This window comes from bacterium, assembly GCA_024224155.1.
Taxonomy (GTDB): domain Bacteria; phylum Acidobacteriota; class Thermoanaerobaculia; order Multivoradales; family JAHEKO01; genus CALZIK01.
Genome location: JAAENP010000016.1, coordinates 1 through 19,443 on the forward strand (window position 1 = coordinate 1; position 19,443 = coordinate 19,443).

14 protein-coding genes are annotated in these 19,443 nt (G+C 64.6%); 4 read left to right on the top strand and 10 right to left on the bottom strand.

Annotated elements, in window-relative coordinates; translation table 11 throughout:
* Positions 1-49: 49 nt before the first annotated feature.
* Positions 50-718, bottom strand: coding sequence for a hypothetical protein (locus tag GY769_01645; protein MCP4200621.1), 669 nt, complete (start codon positions 716-718; stop codon positions 50-52).
* 19 nt (positions 719-737) lie between these two features.
* Positions 738-2,525 carry a VWA domain-containing protein gene (locus tag GY769_01650; protein ID MCP4200622.1) on the bottom strand — a complete coding sequence of 596 codons (1,788 nt, stop codon included), beginning with the start codon at positions 2,523-2,525 and terminating at the stop codon, positions 738-740.
* Between the two features lie 181 nt (positions 2,526-2,706).
* Between GY769_01650 and GY769_01655 the strand changes: the two genes are divergently transcribed.
* The gene (locus GY769_01655) at positions 2,707-5,196 is read left to right on the top strand and encodes a hypothetical protein (GenBank protein MCP4200623.1); all 2,490 of its coding nucleotides are present in this window, start codon (positions 2,707-2,709) and stop codon (positions 5,194-5,196) included.
* Between the two features lies 1 nt (position 5,197).
* On the opposite strand, the gene GY769_01660 is transcribed toward GY769_01655, so the two are convergent.
* On the bottom strand, positions 5,198-7,114 hold the full coding sequence (locus GY769_01660; GenBank protein ID MCP4200624.1) for a S9 family peptidase: 1,917 nt from the start codon (positions 7,112-7,114) through the stop codon (positions 5,198-5,200).
* A 50-nt stretch (positions 7,115-7,164) separates the two neighbouring features.
* Entirely contained in the window at positions 7,165-8,313 is a 1,149-nt protein-coding gene (locus GY769_01665) for a DUF1028 domain-containing protein (protein MCP4200625.1), read from the bottom strand.
* Positions 8,314-8,443: 130 nt separating this feature from the next.
* Between GY769_01665 and pabB the strand changes: the two genes are divergently transcribed.
* The gene (gene pabB, locus GY769_01670) at positions 8,444-10,129 is read left to right on the top strand and encodes an aminodeoxychorismate synthase component I (GenBank protein MCP4200626.1); all 1,686 of its coding nucleotides are present in this window, start codon (positions 8,444-8,446) and stop codon (positions 10,127-10,129) included.
* Positions 10,130-10,162: 33 nt separating this feature from the next.
* On the opposite strand, the gene GY769_01675 is transcribed toward pabB, so the two are convergent.
* Positions 10,163-11,395, bottom strand: coding sequence for a hypothetical protein (locus GY769_01675; GenBank protein MCP4200627.1), 1,233 nt, complete (start codon positions 11,393-11,395; stop codon positions 10,163-10,165).
* Between the two features lie 336 nt (positions 11,396-11,731).
* Between GY769_01675 and folK the strand changes: the two genes are divergently transcribed.
* Positions 11,732-12,856, top strand: a complete 1,125-nt coding sequence (folK, locus tag GY769_01680) for a 2-amino-4-hydroxy-6-hydroxymethyldihydropteridine diphosphokinase (GenBank protein ID MCP4200628.1) — start codon at positions 11,732-11,734, stop codon at positions 12,854-12,856.
* Positions 12,709-13,044, top strand: coding sequence for a dihydropteroate synthase (locus GY769_01685; protein ID MCP4200629.1), 336 nt, complete (start codon positions 12,709-12,711; stop codon positions 13,042-13,044). Before folK ends, GY769_01685 begins: the two co-directional genes overlap by 148 nt.
* Positions 13,045-13,078: 34 nt before the next feature.
* Here GY769_01685 and GY769_01690 read toward each other — a convergent pair whose 3' ends face one another.
* The 5 genes from GY769_01690 to GY769_01710 form a co-directional block, all read right to left on the bottom strand.
* Positions 13,079-14,479, bottom strand: a complete 1,401-nt coding sequence (locus GY769_01690) for a sulfatase (protein MCP4200630.1) — start codon at positions 14,477-14,479, stop codon at positions 13,079-13,081.
* A complete protein-coding gene (locus GY769_01695) occupies positions 14,476-16,110 on the bottom strand; it encodes a hypothetical protein (protein ID MCP4200631.1) in 1,635 nt (544 codons plus the stop codon). The genes GY769_01690 and GY769_01695 overlap by 4 nt, the downstream gene beginning before the upstream one ends.
* A gap of 56 nt (positions 16,111-16,166) precedes the next feature.
* On the bottom strand, positions 16,167-17,096 hold the full coding sequence (argF, locus tag GY769_01700; GenBank protein ID MCP4200632.1) for an ornithine carbamoyltransferase: 930 nt from the start codon (positions 17,094-17,096) through the stop codon (positions 16,167-16,169).
* A gap of 51 nt (positions 17,097-17,147) precedes the next feature.
* Entirely contained in the window at positions 17,148-18,425 is a 1,278-nt protein-coding gene (locus GY769_01705; protein ID MCP4200633.1) for an arginine deiminase, read from the bottom strand.
* Between the two features lie 419 nt (positions 18,426-18,844).
* On the bottom strand, positions 18,845-19,390 hold the full coding sequence (locus GY769_01710; GenBank protein ID MCP4200634.1) for a C40 family peptidase: 546 nt from the start codon (positions 19,388-19,390) through the stop codon (positions 18,845-18,847).
* Positions 19,391-19,443 lie beyond the last annotated feature (53 nt).

Sequence of the window (19,443 nt, forward strand, 5' to 3'; positions counted from 1 at the left end):
AGGGTGGAGAGACTCCGAAGGCGGAGACGAGGCCTTCGACGCTGCTGCCTCAGCTCAAAACCGGCTTTGCCGAGGCCTTGAGCGCCGCCTCCCTGAGTCGAGCCCTCGAAACGCCGCCTTCCTCTGGCGCGGTGCGAACCTGGAAGGTGTTGATCCAGGCGTCCTCTGAGCCCGAAAGGCGCGGCTGAAGAATCAGATCGCGAGCGTCGGGCGCCGGCACCGACAACTCCACTCGACGCAAGCCCAGAACCTGCCCGCCCGCCCTCCAGGTCCGGGCCATTACGGCAAGCGAGTACTCCCCCGGCGGCAGGTCCAGCTGGCCGTTGAATTTGAGCCCCCCGGCGGCCAAGGCCTCACCATACCGCCCCAGGTCGAGCTCGAAAGTCTGCATGACGTAGCCTCGGACGCTAGCCTCACCAGCAATCGCATAGACGAGAAAATCGACTCTGAGCTGTTCTTGGTCCTGTCCGGAGATCAAATCGCGACCCGCGACCTCGACGAACAGCCCAACGGTGGCGCTTTCGTTCGCCCAGGACAACGGTGCCGCGATGGCCTCCATGGCCAGCCCGCCTCCCTGCTGACCGCTCAAGATCAGGGCCGCGGTCTCGGCGTTCAGGCCGCCGGGATCGCGAACGATGATCGTCGATTCGAGCGGCCGGCCGAACAACAACACCGCCACGAGAGCGAACAGTGGCCCGGGTGCGCCTCGGCGTTGCATCGTCTCTGTTAATCGAAGGCTATGACGCAGCGGGGGGTTCATACGTCACGCTGACCGCCGAGTCCACGTTGGCCAGTGAGTCGTGCACGCCGACAGCAACGGCGCTCTTGACTCTGCGCATGCCCAGCTTGACTCGGTAACCGGCCACCTGACCGAGCGCGGTCAGGAGCTGCTCGTTACGGATTCGAACCGGAACCTGAATCGTCTGCACCGGCGAAGAACGTCCCCGATCTTTTGCCGCTACCGCGATCTTGATCTGTCCAACGTGATAGTCACCCTGCGGCAGTAGCACGAGCTTCGCAATCGGGACCTTGACGATCACCGGGACCACGATCTGCCCGCGCTTCTCGGCCGGCTCGGCCTCACCGAACTCGACCGCGATCTGCAACGGATTCGACTGGACGTCGAGAAGCAGTGCCGACAGCGTGAGATCCGCGGTCTGCTCTTCACGGGTTTTGTGCCGGTAGCGCTCGCGGTGCCGGACGGTCCATTCCTCGTTCGGAACAACCACGTGGATGCGGTGGGTCTGCTGATCGTCCGTATGGTCCACCGAATAGCCCAGCGAATAGTAGCTATCGAAGTCTTCACGCATGCGATCGAGCATGCCATCGAGGTTTCGACTATTGACCAAGGCGAAACCTCCGGTGGCTTCGGACAGAAAGCGCATCGGACTTCCCGTGTTGGCGCTCGCAACCGATTCCACGGCGGGAGTCCAGACCTGGGTGCCTCTCGCACGTTGCGAACCGATGAAGGCCGGCGTCTCGCCGGTCACCGAAGCGCTCGGGCCACCACCGCCGGGCCGCAAGGCATAGAAAGTGACTTCGCTGGCGTTGGCGGCGTCGGCGAGGTCCTCGAGGTACTCATCCGTGCGCAGCTCGGTGGCCTCGACGGTCACGGAGCCAATGCCGACGTCCCTGGCGTACTCACTGAACTTGTTCTCCCAGGCGTAGAAAAGCTCTTCGCCCGGCCGCATCGGAAGGCCATCACTCACGTAGAGCACCGCCTTGCGCCCCGGCACGCCGGAGAGCGAGCCGATGAATTGTCTGAGTCCGGCGATAGTCGAGCGCACCAGATTGTGCTCCCGCTGGGCGAAGGCCCGAATCGACTCCAGAACGACCAGGGCCTCGTCTCCGGTCGTGTCTTCGGCCTGCATCGGCGCGCTGCCAAGCGCCGCCTCCCCCGTGACGTCGCCGGGCAGGTCCACCGAGCGGATATCAGCCACTATGGACCGGCGCTCGAGATCCAGCAATGCGCCCTTGCCCGCGGTCCCGCTCATCTCGTCGAGCGCCGCGATGATCTCGTCCGGGTCGGCGCTCATCTCCTGCTGGACCATGAGACCGCCGTCGGAAGAGACCAACATGATCCGATCGCTGGGCCTGAGCTGCTCGCCAACGAAGTCCCGCAGCGCACGAAGGGCGCGGTTGCGATTTGCCGGAGCCAAGTTCTCATTGTCGACGTAGACCACGAGATGAAGCTGCTTGGGCTGAATCGGCGCGATCTCCTCGCCAGCGCCAGCGCCTTCCGATGCCGCCGAGGCCTCGACGCTGCCGCCCCGAACCACGTAGAAGTTGCTGATCTCGACCGGCTCGCCGTCCTCGAGAACCTGGAAATCGTCTTTCGAGAGGTCCGTCACCATGCGACCGTCCTTGTCGGTCACGAAGACCTCGACGTTGACGACGCTGACGTCGACCTGTTCCAGGAAGATCTGGTCTTCCTGCGCTCTTGCCGCGGCAGTTGCTATCGCGACCAGCAGCAGGCCGCTGGCGACCGCCGAGATCGCCTTTCTGAGATTGCACCTTTGAAACATCGGCTGCCCCCCCCGAACGATGCTGAATTACGGGCGACGATACGCGCCTCACTTGAGACGCTAGCACAGCCAAAAAAGTCCTGGGTAGCCGAACGAACCGCGCAACGCAAAAGTGGATATCATGCGCAGGCGTGCTGAGAGCCGGCACCACGGCAACGCCGGCAACCGAGGAGAACCGAACATGCCCAACAACCCCCGCCGACTCAGCCAGGGCGTAACGGCGCTCTTGGCCGCTCTGGCACTCTCGAGCCCGTTGCCGGCGCAGTCGGCAGCCGCCGAGGCCGGAGCCGATCCGGCCCGAATCCCCGATTTCGTGCTCACCGATCAGCACGGCTCGGCCTTCGGGACTCGCCAGCTCGAGGGCCGAGTCTGGATTGCAAACCTCGTTTTCACGCGCTGCCGAGGAACCTGCTCCGAGCTGACGCGTCGAATGACGCGGTTACAGGCCGAACTGTTCAATCACCCCGACTGGGGGGACATTCGCCTCGTCACGTTCACGACCGACCCGGAGCACGACACGGCCGAGCGCCTGCTCAATTTTTCCAGAACGAACGCCTACGCCTATGACAGCCACTGGCGTTTCCTGACCGGAGCGCGGGACGACTTGTCCCGCTTCTTCGAGATCGGGTTGCGGCTGGAGCCGGCCTCGGGAGACGCCGGCCCGATCGCCCATAGCCAGATGTTCACGCTCGTAGACCGAGACGGCAGTCTGCGCGGGCACTACGAGGTACTCGAGCCCAGCGGTTGGCGCGACCTGTTGGCCGAAATCGAAAGCGCGCTCCGAGAGCCCTGGTCCGGCACCAGAGAGCCCGAGCCGAGGCTGCCAGAAGTCGCCCATCCTCGCCCGACTCCCGACATGCCCTGGCTCGAGGCCGCCGATCCCACCTGGCTCGAGCCTCGCCGGCGGGCTCAGCTCGCGTCCGCCGATCAGATCGGCGCGTTTCACGGCTTTCGGTTCACCGACCGAATTGCCGAGTCCGGAATCTCGTTCCTGAACCGCGTCGTCGATGACGGCGGTCTTGTCTACAAGGGCGTTCACTACGATCACGGCAACGGTGTCGCCGTGGCCGACGTCGACGCCGACGGCCTCTACGACCTCTATCTCACCACCCAGCTGGGAAGAAACGGCCTCTGGAAGAACGTCGGCGGCGGACGCTTCGCCGACATCACCGAGCAAGCCGGAGTCGGACTCGGGAACCGCATCAGCGTCGCAGCTTCGTTTGCCGACACCGACAACGACGGCGACCCCGACCTGATGGTCACCACAGTCCGGGATGGCAACGTTCTGTTCGAGAACGACGGCACCGGAAGATTCAGAGACATCAGCGCCAGCGCCGGGGTCGACTACTCCGGACACTCGTCGGGTGTCGTCTTCTTCGACTACGACCTCGACGGACGACTCGATCTCTTCGTGAGCAACGTCGGCATCTACACCGGTGACGACCGCGGACGTGGCGGCTATTACATCGGCTTCACAGACGCATTTTCCGGCCACCTCTACCCGAACCGAACCGAGCGCAGCATTCTCTACAAGAACCTGGGTGAGAACCGCTTTCAGGACGCCACCGCCGCGACCCGTCTCCTGGACGACAGCTGGACCGGCGACGCCAGCCCGATCGATCTCAACACGGACGGCTACCCCGATCTCTACGTCCTCGACATGCAGGGCAACGACGACTACTTCGAAAACGTCCGCGGTGAGTACTTCGAGAGAAAGAGTCGCGAGGTGTTTCCCCTGACCCCTTGGGGATCGATGGGTATCAAGGTCTTCGACGTCGACAACGACGGCCTGATGGACATCTTCTTGAGCGATATGCACTCGGACATGAGCGAGATGATCGGCCCCGAGCGCGAGAAACTCAAGTCGCGCATGCGATGGTCACCGGCCGCGCTCGGCGCCGATGCAAAGAGCATCTTCGGCAACGCGCTGTTTCGAAACCTCGGCGAAGGCCGATTCAAAGAGGTCTCGGACCGGATGGGGAGCGAGAACTACTGGCCCTGGGGCTTCAGCGTCAGCGACCTCAATGCAGATGGCTTCGACGACGTGTTCCTCACCAGCAGCATGAACTTTCCATGGCGCTACGGAGTCAACACCGTGCTGCTCAACGACAAGGGCGAGCGCTTTCATGATGCCGAGTTCATCCTGGGCGTCGAGCCACGCAAGGGCGGCCGCACGACGACTCCCTGGTTCGAGCTGGACTGCTCCGGAGACCTGACCAAGCACCCGCTCTACGCCCCGATCTGCGCCGGCCGCACCGAACGGATAGAGGTTCAGGGGGCGCTCGGCTCGCGCTCGTCGGTCATCTTCGATCTTGACGACGACGGCGACCTCGATATCGTCACCAATGATTTCAATTCGGAGCCGATGGTGCTGGTCAGCGATCTCGCCGAGACCGCGGACATCAACTTCCTGAAGGTCCGTCTCATCGGGACCGAGTCCAATCGCGACGGCCTGGGCGCGCGGGTCACGGTGTTCGCCGGTGACAACTCCTACCTCAAGGTGCACGACGGCAAGTCAGGCTACCTTTCGCAGAGCTCCTACCCGCTCTACTTCGGGCTCGGAGACGCCACGGCGGTAGACCGCGTCGAGGTCGTCTGGCCGTCCGGCAAGCGCCAGACCGTGCCGGGGCCGATCGCGGCGAACCAGACTCGCGAGATCACCGAGGACTGAGCTACTCTGCCTTCAAGTGCTTCTCGAACCACTTGACCACTGCCACGCGTGAAGTGATGCGGTTGGCCGTCTTGCTGAAGCCGTGTCCCTCGTCCGGAAAGAGCACATACTCGACCGGAACGCCGCGGGCCTTCAGGCTCTCGACGACCTGCTCGGCCTCGACCACCGGCACGTTGGTGTCGTTGGCGCCGTGCAGCACGATGGTCGCCGCCTTGACCCGATCGACCTTGTGAATGGGCGAGAGGTCCCTCAGCAGCTCGGCCTGGGTCGCCGGATCGCCGTACTCCAGGGTCGAGATCGCCGCCATCCACGGCTCGGTGTGGGCAAAGAAAGTTTCGAAATTGACCACGCCGAAGAGATTCGCGCCGGCCGCGAAGAGATCCGGATACCAGGCCAGGCCGGCCATGGTCATGTAGCCGCCGTACGATCCTCCCATGATTCCCAGACGGTCGGGATCGGCGAGGCCGGCATCGACCAGGTAGTCGACCGACGCCTCGATGTCTCGGATACCGTCGTAGCGAAGCTCGACGTTGTCGAGATTCACAAACCGTTTGCCGAAGCCGGCGGAACCTCGAACGTTGGGCGCGAAGACACCGATTCCACGCAGCAACAACGCCTGGTAATCGCTCCGAAAGCTCGGCCTTTCCTGTCCCTCTGGGCCGCCATGAAACGAGAGAACATAAGGCGCCGCTTCGGTGACCCCGTGAGGCCGGTAGAGCCAGCCGGTGAGCTCTAGCCCATCGTGAGCCGAGTAGCTCCTGAGCTCCGGGCTTACCAGCGAATCCAGGTCGACCGCAGCGTGCGGGCTGCGTGTCACTTGAGTCAGCGTCCGGCTCGAACGCTCGAGCACCCAGATGTCCGCCGGCAGAACCGAGCCCGAGATCGACATGGCGAGCTTGCTGCCATCTCGGGAGAAGGTCAGCCCCCCGACGATCTCCCCCGGCAACTTCGGACCCTCGGTGCGAGCGAGAGTCTCGAGATCCACGAACTCGAGCTCACTGCTCCCGGCCGCGTTCCACAAGAGCACCGCGGTCTTGCCGTCGGGGCTCAAGAGCGAGAAACCCAACTCGGCGTCCGAGCGCGCAGCCAGAACTTCGATCGGACTAGGCTTGCCGTCTTCTCCAAGCTCGACGCGACCAAAGTAGAAAAGGTCGCGACCGACGTTGGTTCCCAGGTACACGGTCGAGCCGCTCGGGCTAAGCCTGCCCCCCCGAGCCGAACCTGGGCCCTCGTGCGGCGTCAGCACGAACTCGGCTCCATCCTCCAGCTCACGCACGAACAGGTTGTCGCTGGAACGGCTCTCCATTCGCCAGAGAAGAGCCCGCCGTCCGTCGCGAGAGATGTCCGCGATCGTGCCGATGCCCGGATTCTCGGCCAGAAGCTCGAACTCGGCGCTTTCGACTCCGTAGACCCATGAGTCCATCGACTGCGGCTGGCGCCGGTTCGACGCCAGCATCAGACTCTTTCCGTCATGACTCCAATCACCCAGCCAGTTGTTCTCGAGGCCACCGCCGGTTAGCCGGCGGAGCTCCGAACCGTCCGGGCGCGTCAGGTAGATCTGCTGGTTCATGCCTCCGCCCGGCGCGAGGCTGAACGCCAGCCAGTCGCCGCTCGGCGACCACTCGACGCCCCCGACCTGGTCGTCGAGCGAGGTGACCAGATCCGGCCATCCGCCTTCTGAGTCGACCACCCACACCTGCGGCACGCCATTGAGGTCCGAGACGAAGGCGATTCGCCGACCGTCGGGCGAGAAGCTCGGCGACCAGCACGCCCTGATCTTCGCCATTCGGGCCACGGAGGACTCGAGATCGTCTCCCGGGTCGGCAGCGGTGGGTGCTTCGGCGGCCAACAACGAAATCGGGAAGAAGAGAAGCGCGAATCCAATCAGGGCCGGAGCGCCGAGTTTCCATAGCTTCATTGTCCCACCCTCCTGTGCAGTTCCATCAGTTGCGAGCGGCGCCCGCCGATTCAGCGCGCCCGGCTGTAGAAAGCGTCTTTGAGCGCGGCCACCAGCCGAGCGTCCACGAGCCCGGGAGGGTTGCCGCTGTAGTCGAGGCCGCGCTCGCTGCGAAACGCGTCGACCGCGTCCATCGCCTCGTTGTCATAGGTTCCGAAGGCCTCGTTGAACTTACGGGCCGACTCGCGATACTCCGCGATCTTCGCCTGAAAGGCGTCAGGATCGGTCCGCATCAGCCCGCGGTCGACGTCGAACTCCGGTGCTGTCGGAAACTCCTCGAGCTCCTCGCGCCAGTAGCCGAGGGCGTGGAGCATCCGCTTGAGCTCCACGACGTCGTCGCCGGCTATCTCCGAGAACTCCCGGTGCCCCAACGAGCTCTGGGTCTTGTAGTAGATCCGCTTGAGCTCCTGGACCGGATGCGGATGCTCGCCGACGTCGATCGACACGCTCAGGTGGTCGCCGCCGCGACCCGGATTGTCGGGATCGGCGATTCGAATCGCCGCCGACTGCAGCCGCCCCCAGCGCTTGTCGCCGCCCTGCTTCTGTCCCGCCTCGAGCGCCAGAATCATGCGCTCCGCGAGCGGCATGCCGGACCCCGCGGTCGAGTCCAGATGCTCGGCCACGGCGTCCACCACTTCCGGGCCCACCATAATGTTGGCCTGAACGGTGTAGTTGAGCCCCTGCCGGCTACCCGCCCAATCGCCGTTCTTCTCACCGCTGTGCGCGGCGGATCGGCCCTGCATGTCGATGATCCCGACCTGCCGCGACTCGCGGCCGGCGTCGTCGGCGAGCAGTTGCTCGAGCGCATCGGCCGGGGACACTCCCGCCTCCAACAAATCGAGACCGCGCCGCCCGTACTCGACCACCGTCCAGGCCTGGGTGCACACGGCGCCCACTCCGGCCCGCGCCCAGGGCACGGCTCGGCCGACGAACGGGACCCGGGTGGTGACCGCGGCGCCGCTCTCGCCGGTGTCGGGATCGATCGCACAGATCGAAAAGGTCGAAAAGAACGGTTGCTTCTCTTGAACGACCCCGTCCGGGAGGTCGGCCGCGGGCCCCGCTTCGAGAACGGCGACTCGAGCCGCCGCCATGGGCAACGCCGGTGCCGCAGCGACAGCACCGGCGAGAAGCAGCCAGGCGGTTCGGGCTCTCTTGTTCATCGACCGAGCGAATCGTAACACTGCCGGCGCGGCATATGATCCCTCGGTGGCGCCGACCCTCGCCGATTCGCGGACCCCGCCGATCTGGCTGCAATGCGGCCACGAGGGGTGGCGCCGATTCACGGAACCCGTGAAAACGATCCGTGCCGTCAGAGTCGAGGAGGTCCTTCCGGCGGTAGCAGAAATCGAGTCGGCGGCCCAACGGGGCCTCTACGCCGCTGGATTCCTCAGCTACGAGGCGGCGCCGGCCTTCGACACCGCATTGGTCACCCGCCCGGCGGGCTCCTTGCCCCTTCTCTGGTTCGGGATCTACAAGACCTGCGAGAAGGTCGCGCTTCCCGACTCGCCCGCTTCCGGCAATTCGTCCCGGCGCTGGCAAGCGACTCTCGATCTAGACCGATATCGCTCCATGGTCAGCCGAATCCGGGAACGGATCGCTCATGGTGACACCTACCAGGTCAACTTCACCTGGCGCCTGCGAACCGCCTTCACGTCCGCGCCGTGGCCCTTCTTCCTCGATCTGGTGACCCGAGACAGGACTCGGTACGCGGCGTTCGTCGACACCGGCGAGCATGCGGTCTGTTCCTTCTCACCGGAGCTCTTCTTCCGCCTCGACGGCAGCCGCCTGACCTGTCGTCCGATGAAAGGGACTTCGCGTCGCGGCCTTTACCGGCAGGACGATCGCGCGCGCTCACGCGGCCTTCGCGACTCCGTCAAGAACCGGGCGGAGAACGTGATGATCGTCGATATGGTGCGTAACGATCTCGGCCGTGTCGCGCTTCCGGGCAGCGTCGAAACGAGCCGCCTTTTTGACATCGAGACCTATCCCACCGTCTTGCAGATGACCTCGACCGTACAGGCCAAGACCGAGAGCTCCTTTCTCGAGATTATGACGGCGCTCTTTCCGAGCTCCTCGATTACCGGCGCCCCCAAGGTCGAGACGATGAAGATCATCGCCGAGTTCGAGGAGCACCCGCGCGGGGTCTATACCGGAGCCATCGGCTACCTGGGACCGAATCGCCAAGCCCTATTCAACGTGGCGATCCGGACGGCTCACGTCGACCGAAGCGCCGGCACCGCGGAGTACGGAACCGGCGGTGGCATCGTCTGGGATTCAGAGCCCGACGCCGAGTACCTCGAGGGCCGCGCCAAGACTCTGGTTCTCGCCCCGAAGCTCCGAGACGTCTCGCTGCTCGAGACCATGCGCTGGTCGAGAGAAGAGGGCTACTACCTGCTGCGCCGCCATCTCGATCGTCTGGCGGACTCTGCGGACTTCCTCGGCTTTGCGTTCGCGGAAGACCGCGCGATCGACGCGCTCGAAGGACTCGCAGAGAGCCTGCCCCGGAGATCGCATCGCGTCCGTCTCCTCCTCTCGCACTCCGGGCTGATCGATGTCGAGGCCGACGAGCTCGAAGAGCGGACCGAACCCTGGACGATCGGCGTGGCCCATGAACCGATCGATCCGGGGAACCGGTTTCTGTACCACAAGACGACGGCGCGCGAAGTCTACGATTCCTTTCGGCGAAGCGCGCCGGACCTCGACGACGTACTGCTGTGGAACCCGGCGGGAGAGCTCACCGAGACTACCCTGGCTAATATCGCGCTCCAGTTGGACGGGAACTGGCTCACGCCGCCGGTTGCTTGCGGGCTGCTCGCCGGAACCCTCCGTGCCGAGCTTCTCGAGAGCGGCCGGATCAGAGAGAGGGTGCTGACCCTGCACGACCTCGGAAGAGCCGACTCGATCGCGCTGCTCAACTCGGTTCGAGGCTGGATTCCGGCGGGGCTCGCAACAACACGCGAAGCGCCAGTGGCGTAGGCTCCGGCCCACTCGGCTCACCGAATTCCGTGGCTAGAGCAATCCCGAAGGTAGCCTCGGCGACGAAAGCAGCTCGCCGAACACTCGCCAGGTCTCTTCGGGAGTCGACGCATTCGCCTCGACGTAGCGGCGGACCATGTCCTGTCCCAGGTTGTAGTTGATGACGTAGCTTCGATACTGATCGATAAACCGGACACGCTGCGCCGCTCTCTGGGGCGGCATCAGAGCGTACCGGGTCAGTTTCTCGGCCGCGGCCTGGGCGTCGATCTCTCTGTCGAGGTAGCTTCTGGCCGCTTCGTTGCCGGCATAGTCGAGCTTCTCGACCGCCGCCAACACTCGGTAGAACCGGTCGGCCAGACTCGAATCCAGGCCGGCGAGCGGAAACAGAACCTCGCGCTCGAACGCGATGCGCTCGGCTCCCGGGAACGCGGCCCGGATTCCGAAGTTGGCGGTCCCTTCCGCGATCAGGGACTGCGGACTGAAGAGCGGGTAGACCGAGAACTCGACCCAGCCGCGATCGCGAACCAGGTGCTTCTCCAGCAGGAGGTTGTAGACGTGGTGCCCCGGGTAGCCCTCATGGCAGGCGAGATCGATGGCCCGGTCGATGTAGATCGGAAGATCGGTGTTGACCTGGATCAGGCTGTGAAAACCGCCCTGATACCAGTTGTATGCGCTCCAGGACTTGTCTTGAACGTACTCGACTTCGAAGCTCTCTCCCTCGGGCAACTCGATCCACTCGAGCGTGCGCGCGCGGCAGGCCTCGATCGCCGCCCGAAACACCTGGTCGAGGTTCTCCGCGGGGATGACGAACCGCTGCTTGAATCTCGCGTAGCGCTCGATGAGCGACCCTTCTCCCGAAAGCAGCGGATCGAGCTCGTCCAAGATCGCTTGATAGTGCTCGTCGCCGTAGTTCGGCGAGACGGCGTCGTAGAGAGCGCGCGACTCTTCGTCGAAGCTCAACCGCTTGCCCTGGAGCATCTCGACACGCGCACCGAGAGATCCCAACTGAGTCGCCAGGTAGCGGTAGCGCAGCCTCTGCATTTCGGCTTCCCCACCATCCGCGCCAGCCCCTGAATCCATATCCCCAAGAGCGGCCAGGCGCTCGATCAAGCCTCCGGCGCGGTTATGAAGCTGCTCCAGCGAGGCCTCTTCGGCGTCGACTTCGCTCTTCCATTCCTCGGGTCCGTAGCAGGCGTCCACGTAGTCGCTGTCGTGCCGCCCGACCGCCAGAACCAGCTTGACATACGCCTCGGCGATTTCCATCAGTGCCATCGATTGTTCCTCTTCGTGCGACCCCGCTTCGGTGCCGTCGCGCGAACACGCCGAGGCGAGCAGGGCGACGGTCAGGGCGGCCGCAAACGTGCGCTCCATTCTCTGGTTACCTCCTCAGAAGAGCTCGAGCCTAGCAGCCCTGGGGTTTGTCCTTAGGACACCACCCAGCCCTGAGCACGACGCCGAGATCGCCCACGAACGGTTACTATGACCAACCGGAACGGTCGACACGGAGGTCGACCGCTACCTCTCTTCGGCCGGGCCGAATCCATGCTTCTGCGGCGGGGCCGAATCCACTCTCCACCGGCACACGATCGCTCTTCTACCGTCATGGAAATCTACCTTGGTCTCGGATCCAACCTCGGCGACCGACGCGAGAAGCTGAGCAGCGCCATCCGGCTCCTGGAGGGAAAGGGCCTGCGGGTGAACCGTGTCTCTCCGGTGGTCGAGTCCCCGGCGCTCTTGCCGGAGTCGGCGCCGTCCGACTGGAACCTGCCCTATCTCAACCTCGCCGTCGCATGCGAGACCGAAAGCTCGCCGGAACAAGTGCGCGCCTGGACCGTGAAAATCGAGTCGAGTCTTGGGAGAAGGGGAAGAACGGAAAGGCGGGGTGGACTGGGGCGCGACGAGCGCGAGCGCTGGTCGCCGCGCCCGATCGACATCGACATCCTTCTGTGGGGTCGAGAAGTCATCTCGACCCCGGAGCTCGCCATCCCCCACCGCGATCTTCACAAGCGAGCCTTCGTATTGACCCCCCTGACCGCGCTCCAGCCGCGGCTGACGATTCCCGGTCGAGGTCCGAAGACGGTGCTCGAATGGTCCGCCGAGCTCCAACATCACATCCCGCTCTGGATGGGCATCGTCAACGTAACCCCGGACTCGTTTTCGGACGGTGGACTCTTTACGACCTGGGAGCGCGTCGAGCCACACGTCGAGGCGGTAGCCGCCGCCGGAGGTCACATCGTCGATGTCGGCGCTCAGTCCACGCGGCCGAATGCGAAGCCCGTCGGACCGGAGAAAGAGTGGTCGCGGCTCGCGCCGATCCTCGAGCCCTTGACGGCGAAGTACTCGCGATCCCCTCTTCGCCCACTGCTGAGCGTCGACACCTACCACCCCGCGGTCGCCGAAAAGGCCCTCGATCTGGGCGTCGACATCGTCAACGACGTCGGCGGTTTAACTTCGCCGGAGATGATCGACATCGCCCGATCGAGCGACGCCGACTGGATCGCCATGCATCAGCTGACACTTCCGGTGGACCCGAGAGTGACGCTGCCGCCGGACTGCGACCCGGTCGCTGAAGTCGAGGCCTGGCTCCACGCTCGCCTGCGGGCCTGGGAGGCCGCCGGCTGGATCTCAAGCGGATCCTTTTCGATCCCGGCATCGGGTTCGGCAAGAACCCGCTGCAGTCGCTCGAGCTGCTCCGTGGGGCCGGTCGGCTTCGCAAGCACGGTCTGAGAACAGTCATCGGCCACTCGCGCAAGTCCTTCATGAAGAGCTTCACCTCGGGCGCTGTCGAAGACAGGGATCTCGCGACCATCGGAATCTCTCTCGAGCTCTGCCGGCAAGGGGTGGACATCTTGCGGGTCCACAACGTGCCGGACCACATCGCGGCCTATCGAGGTTGGTCGCATCTGATTCGATAACGCCAGCCGCCTGGGAGCGGACTTCACGTGTTCGCTAATCCAGATAGCCGAGCGCCCTCAGGGCCTCGACTTCCTCGGCGTCGAGGGTGACGGCGGAGTCCTCGCCCTCGGCGACGAGCTCGAGCTGCGCCACCAGTCCGTCAAGCGCGGACGCCATCCGGCCGCAGATCTCGGGCAGCGGGGCCTCGAGAGGCGACAGCTCGGACGGATCGGCCTGGTTGTCGAAACACAGGTCCTCGCCTTCCTCGGGCGAAAACAGGGTATGGGTCGACCCGCGCAAACCGCGAATGCCGGGGCCCTCGACGTAGATCGGCCGTTCACGAAGAGACTCGCCCAGGAGCAAAGGCACGAGACTGCGGCCCTGCGCCTTTCTCGGCGCCTTGAGACCGACCAGGTCGAGCACTGTCGGCATGACGTCGACCAGCCCGACGAGCTCTTCGCTTCTGCCCGGCTCGTGCCGATAGACCGGCGGTAGCCGGATCATGAACGGGATAGCCGTCACTTCCTCGTACGGGGCGTAACCGTGCTGCAGCTCGTCGTGCTCGTTGAAGCCCTCACCGTGATCGGCGACCAGAACCACGACGGTGTTCTTCAACCTGCCGATCTCGCCAAGCCACGCCCAGAGCTCACCGAAAGCGCCATCGACGTAGGCGACCTCCTGGTCGTAGCTCGCGATCAGGGCCGCGAGGTTCTTCGAGTTCAGGTGCTTCTCAGCCCACTCCGGGACCCGGGTCCAGTGCGTCGGCGCCTTCGGCCAGGTTCGGGTGCTGCCGAAGCGCCCGGTTTCGTCCGGCAGTCTGCGGTTGTAAGGGAAATGCACATCCATGTAGTGAGCGTAGGCAAAGAACGGAGCCTGCTGGTCGCCAGCCTCCAACCACTCACGCAGCAGGTCGTTCACCTGGTATGCGGTCACCAGCCGCTTGTTGAAGAAGCGACTGAAGCCCTGCGCGAAGCCGGTCTTCTTCTGGATGTGAACGTTGGTCCCGATGGAGCCGGTTCGATAGCCTGCCCGTTTGAATCGCTCGGCGAGAGTCGAGAGTTGCTTGGGCAGGACATCGGTTTGAAAGCCGGCATCCCCTTCGAAGCCGACGCGTCCCATGCCGTGCTGATCGGGGTAGAGCGAGGTAAAGAGCGTCGCGACCGACGGCTTGGTCCAGCTCGAGTGACTGTAGGCGCGGGTGAAAACGGCACTCTCGGCGGCGAAGGTGTCGATGGCGGGGGTCGTCGGCAGCTCGTAGCCGTAGGCGCCAAGATGATCGCGGCGCAGGGCGTCGATCAAGACCACCAGGACGTTGGGGCGATCTAGGCCGGACTCGTTCGAGAAATCGGGGAAACCCTCCGGCCGCTTCTCTGCGCACGCCAGCGTCGCCGCAAGGCCGAGACCGATCACCGTCGCCACGACGGCCTTGGGAGCAAGCCTCAGAAAGCGCTTCATTTCTGCACCAGGTCGGCCGGAGCGACTCCCGGACCGACGCTCGTATTGATGACTCTTCCCTCGGGCAAGGCCTTCGGAAACCTGGGACGCTTCGGCATCGACAGACTGGTACGGCGCTGCCACTGGGCCAGGTGCAGGTCCTGCGGCTCGATCTCATCCAAGTGCTCGGCCCAAAGATCGAACCAGTCCGGGGTTGAGTGCCTCGAAGCCTTGACTCGACCGATGATGTTCTGGGCCGGCCAGGTCTCGAGCCTTCTGGTTTCCGCCCGCGGACGAATGTTCCAGTAGGTCTCGTGCGCGGCGGTGTAGTGCCCGGTTCGGGTGTGGCTCGATACCCACTGCCGGTTGGGAAGGCCGACATGGATCCGGGAGCTCAGGTTCTGAAACGCCGCTCCTCGATGGTGATCGAAATTGATGTTACGCCCCTTGCCCCAGGAGTAGACGTTGCCGTTGGCCATGTTGCTGAACGAAGTGTCGTGGACGTTGCGATTCTCGATTCGAAATCGAGTCACCAAGCTGTCCTGGGCACCACCCAGGTTGAAGCCGTAGTGGCCGCCACGACCGGCAATCACGACACTGTCGGCCGTGCAGTAGCGTGAGTACCAAAAGAAGATTCCATTGTCCGCGTTCAGGATCGCGACATCGCGCACCCAACTGTTGTACGTCTGACCCAGGCTGATGGCGTTCATCCCGGGCTCGTTGTGGTGTCCCGGGTAGGGCCGCACCGGAAACTCGATGGTCATGCGCTCGATCCCGACCTCCTCGACCTCGATCACGGCCTCGAAGAGCTGAGCCTTCCATTCGGGCTTGACGTCGAGCCGCAGAGGACGGTCGAAGTGCACCTTCTTGCCCTCGACCCGGGTGACCTCGAGCAGCCAGTTGATGACCTGGAGACCGGGAGAGTCGATGATGCACTTGCCGCCCAGCTCGTGCCCGGCGTGCATCAAAAGCGTCAGCGAGCCGTCGCTCTCGTGCTGAATCAGCCTCACCATCTGCCCCGGCTCGATGCCGCTGGTATCCGAGACCTTGATCCAGGTCTGCCCTTTAGGCGCGACTCGGGTTACCTCGGCGAGCATCCTGCCCTCATCCCAAACCGGAGCGTTCGAATCGCCACGTTTAGGATCCGGGTTGGCCCAGATCCAGGCCCCACCCCAGGACCAGCCGTAAGGGCCTCCGTCCCTGCCCTTCTTGAAGATCTGCCGAAGAGTTTTGGGAAAGTAGAGCACGGTCGAGTCCCGGCTCTCGCCCCGTAGAACCAGATTGCTCTTACCGATCAAGAGCGGCCTGGTGATCAGATAGCGGCCCGCCGGAATCAGGATCGCGCCGTTCGAGGTCTCTTCGATCGCCTGCAGGAACGCCCAGCTGTCGTCGGTGACACCGTCGCCCGTCGCCCCGAAATCTTTTACATTGGCCACAACCGGTACGTCGGGAATCGGTTCATTGCCCGCGCGATAACCGGCGTAGGAGAAGTCCGGCAGTCGGCCAGCCGGATCCCATCGTTCTCCGTTCTTGCCCCAGAGCGCCGAGGTGTTTTCCGGCACGGGGCCGAGGTCCGGAGCTCCACATGCCGCCATCAGGAGCAGTGCGGTGAGCGCACCGGCGACGGAGCGACTTCGAATTGCGTACTTCATCAGGAGTAGTGGCGGAAAGTGCTCTGAATCGGGCCGAGCGAGTTTAGCAGTCCGCTCTATCGACTCATCAACTCGACCATGATCGCCTTCTGAACGTGCAGGCGATTCTCCGCCTGGTCGAAGATGTGACTCTGGGGACCGTCCGCGACCTCGGCCGAGACTTCCTCTCCCCGGTGCGCCGGAAGGCAGTGCAGGAAGATCGCGTCGGGGGCCGCGGCGGCCATCAGGCCGGCGGTGACGGAGAAGCCCTCGAACGCCCTCGAGCGCTCCCGGGCCTCTTCCTCTTGCCCCATCGAGGCCCAGACGTCGGTGTAGACGCAGCAGGCCCCGGCGACAGCCGCCTTGGCATCGTGGGTTGTCTCGACCGCGGTTCCGGCCGCCTCGGCGTCGCGCCGCGCACTGCCCAGGTAGGTATCCCGGACCTCGTATCCCGCGGGGGTAGCCACGGCGATGTCCATCCCCACCTTGGGGGCACCGTGCAGAAGCGAGTGGGCCATATTGTTGCCGTCGCCAACGTAGGCGATCTTGCGTCCCGCAAGCTCGCTCAGCCCGCCGAAGACCTCGCCGAGGGTGAAGTAGTCGGCCAGAGCCTGGCACGGGTGAAGATCGTCGGTGAGACCGTTGATCACCGGAATCGAGCCATGCGCCGCCAGATCGAGAACCGTCTGATGCGCGAAGGTACGGGCCATGATGCCGTGGACGTAGCGCGAGAGCACTTCGGCGGTGTCGGAGATCGGCTCTCCCCGACCGAGCTGGATGTCCCGAGACGACAGAAACAGCGCCTGCCCGCCAAGCTGGAACATGCCGGCCTCGAAGCTCACTCGGGTACGGGTCGAAGACTTCTCGAAGATCATCCCGAGGCTCTTGCCCGCGAGTGCGCCCGCAAAGCGCTCCGGCCCGGCCTTGATCTCGGCCGCAAGCTCGAGCAAGGCGCCCACCTCTTCGCGGGACATGTCGTGAATCGAAATCAGGTCTTTGGACTGCATGAGTGGAAGCTCCAGTTAGATCAGTCGGGCGGAATAACGGTACCGCCGGCTTCAGATTGGGGAGGAATCCCGCTCGAGCGGCATGGTCATACAACGTGGCCCGCCTCGCGCCCGGGACAACTCGTCGCCCTCGATCGTAACCACCGTCCGCCCCCGCCCCCCGACGGGTTCTCGGCCGGCGACCACGTCGGCTTCGGTGATCACTCGCCAACCGCGCTTTGCCAACTCCTCGACCGTGCGCCGGTTCCGCCGGTAGAGGACGATCACCCCCGGCTCGATGGCGAACGCGTTGGCGCCGTCGGTCCACTGTTCACGCTCCTGGAAGAGAACGTCGCCGGCTCCTCCGCAAGGCACGACTTCGAGCGGCATGCCCAATTGCTCGAGGGCCTCGAGCAGCGAGGGTCGGAGCATCAAAGAAAACTCCTCGGCCGCCAGGTCAACGTAGAAGGCCCGGCCGGTGAGCTGGTGACCGGGCTCGATCACCGGCGGATACGCCAGGCAGACGCCCTCGTCGATCAAGGTGAAAACCGTGTCCAGATGCATGTATGAGCGCCGAGCCGGCAGGTCCACCATGATCAAGTGACGGAAGCTGGTCCGAGTCCGACGAAGATACTCGGCCAGCCTTTCGGCGCCGCGCCGGTTCGTGCGCTGGCTGATGCCGACCAGCAGGATCTCGGGGCTGGCGACGATCACGTCGCCGCCCTCGAGGGTCGGAGGCTCACCTCCGGTGAGAAACCCGGGGGGCGCCAGTTCGTTCCCGATCGGAAAGAGGCCCGAGTGACCGGAGAGCTTCGTGTGATGGCCGAAGATCGCCTTCGCCAGGAGAGCCTCACGACGCCGCGCACCCGTAGCCATCGAGGAGATCATCACCCGATCGCCTAGAACCGACTGCGGATCGCGCTGAAAGAAATAGTTCGGTATCGGAGCCAGGTCGAAGAGCAAGCTATCGACATCGTGGTAGCCATCGGCCCGACGCAGCCCCGAGACCATGGTCGCCGCCAGCTCCTCCGGCTCCAGGTTCTCAAGTGCCTTGCGCCCGCGCTCGGGCAGCTCTCCGTGCCGGCCCAGGTCTTCGAAAAGCTCGTCTCTCGCGGCCGAACCGGCCAGCACTTCGACCAGGAGATCCTGCGCGTCGAGCGTCTCGACGCCGGCCTTTCGAAACACCCCGCAGAAGTCCTCGTGCTCTGCCCTCGCCTCCTTGGCGTAGAGGATGTCGTCGAAGAGGAGCTGCTCCATCATCCTCGGCACCATCCAATCGATCTCGCGATCGGGACGATGCACCAGAACCCGACGGAGCTTGCCGATCTCGGAGTCAACGTGAATGGGCATGAGGTGGAGTGCCGGACGCCAATTGATCAGAGGTCCGGCGAAGAGCGCATTCTATGAGATCGGGGACACCATTCCATGGTGTCCCCTCCCGACTGGTTTTCGGACTCTCTACTTGTAGCGGTCGATCTCCGCGTCGACCGATTTGCGCTGCGGCGCCGCACGACGGCAGCCCTCCACGGGACCGCGCGAGCAAGGGGACTGCAACGAGCGGGCTCGCGCCTGCGCGTCGCTCGCGCAAATCGACCGTGGACTACGACCAGCCTTGCCGGCGCTCGCGTCGAGCCCCCTGACCGGTTGCCGCCGAGCCGGCTGGTCCTCGCGCCGGACCGCGAACTGTCTCGGTCTCACTCCAAAGCAGCCGCTCCGGCTCTCGGTTCTGTGGCCGATCGAGGCAACACTCTCCCGAAGAGCCGCCGATCTCAGTCGCCTTCGAGAACTCGCCGGCCGAAGCGCAGCCGCGGCAGCCAGTACGAGTTGCTCAGAACCGTGGTCTCGGTCACCCCGAGCGAGGACGACGAGTGGATCATGGCGAGCGGCTCGCCTGGCTCCGAGACCACCAGGCCGACGTGGTACGGCTTGGTCCGATCGTCGCCGAAGAACACCAGATCGCCACTTGCCAATTCGTCGGGCGCGACCCAGCGCCCGGCCGACGCCTGGCTCTGAGCCGTCCGCGGCAGACTGAGGCCCACTCGCGCGAACACATAGGAGGTCAGGCCCGAGCAATCGAAGCCCCTGGTGTCCGACCCGGCGTAGCGGTAGGGAGTCGCCAGCAGCGAGCGCGCGAGACGGACGACGCGGCGGGCGACCGGGTCCTCGGTCGAGGGCAGGCTCGATGCCGGCCCCCTCGGTGGCACACTCGGGGTCACCCCACCGGCTCGTCCGGGCGGCACCGCCGTTGGAGCCGAGCCGCAGGCCCAGCTCAACGCCAGCGCGAACGAGAGAGCGAGAATCCCCGGCCGATGCATCGTCGGATCATACCGAGCGAGTGTCGGACTCGTAGTTGTTAGACTCGCTTTGG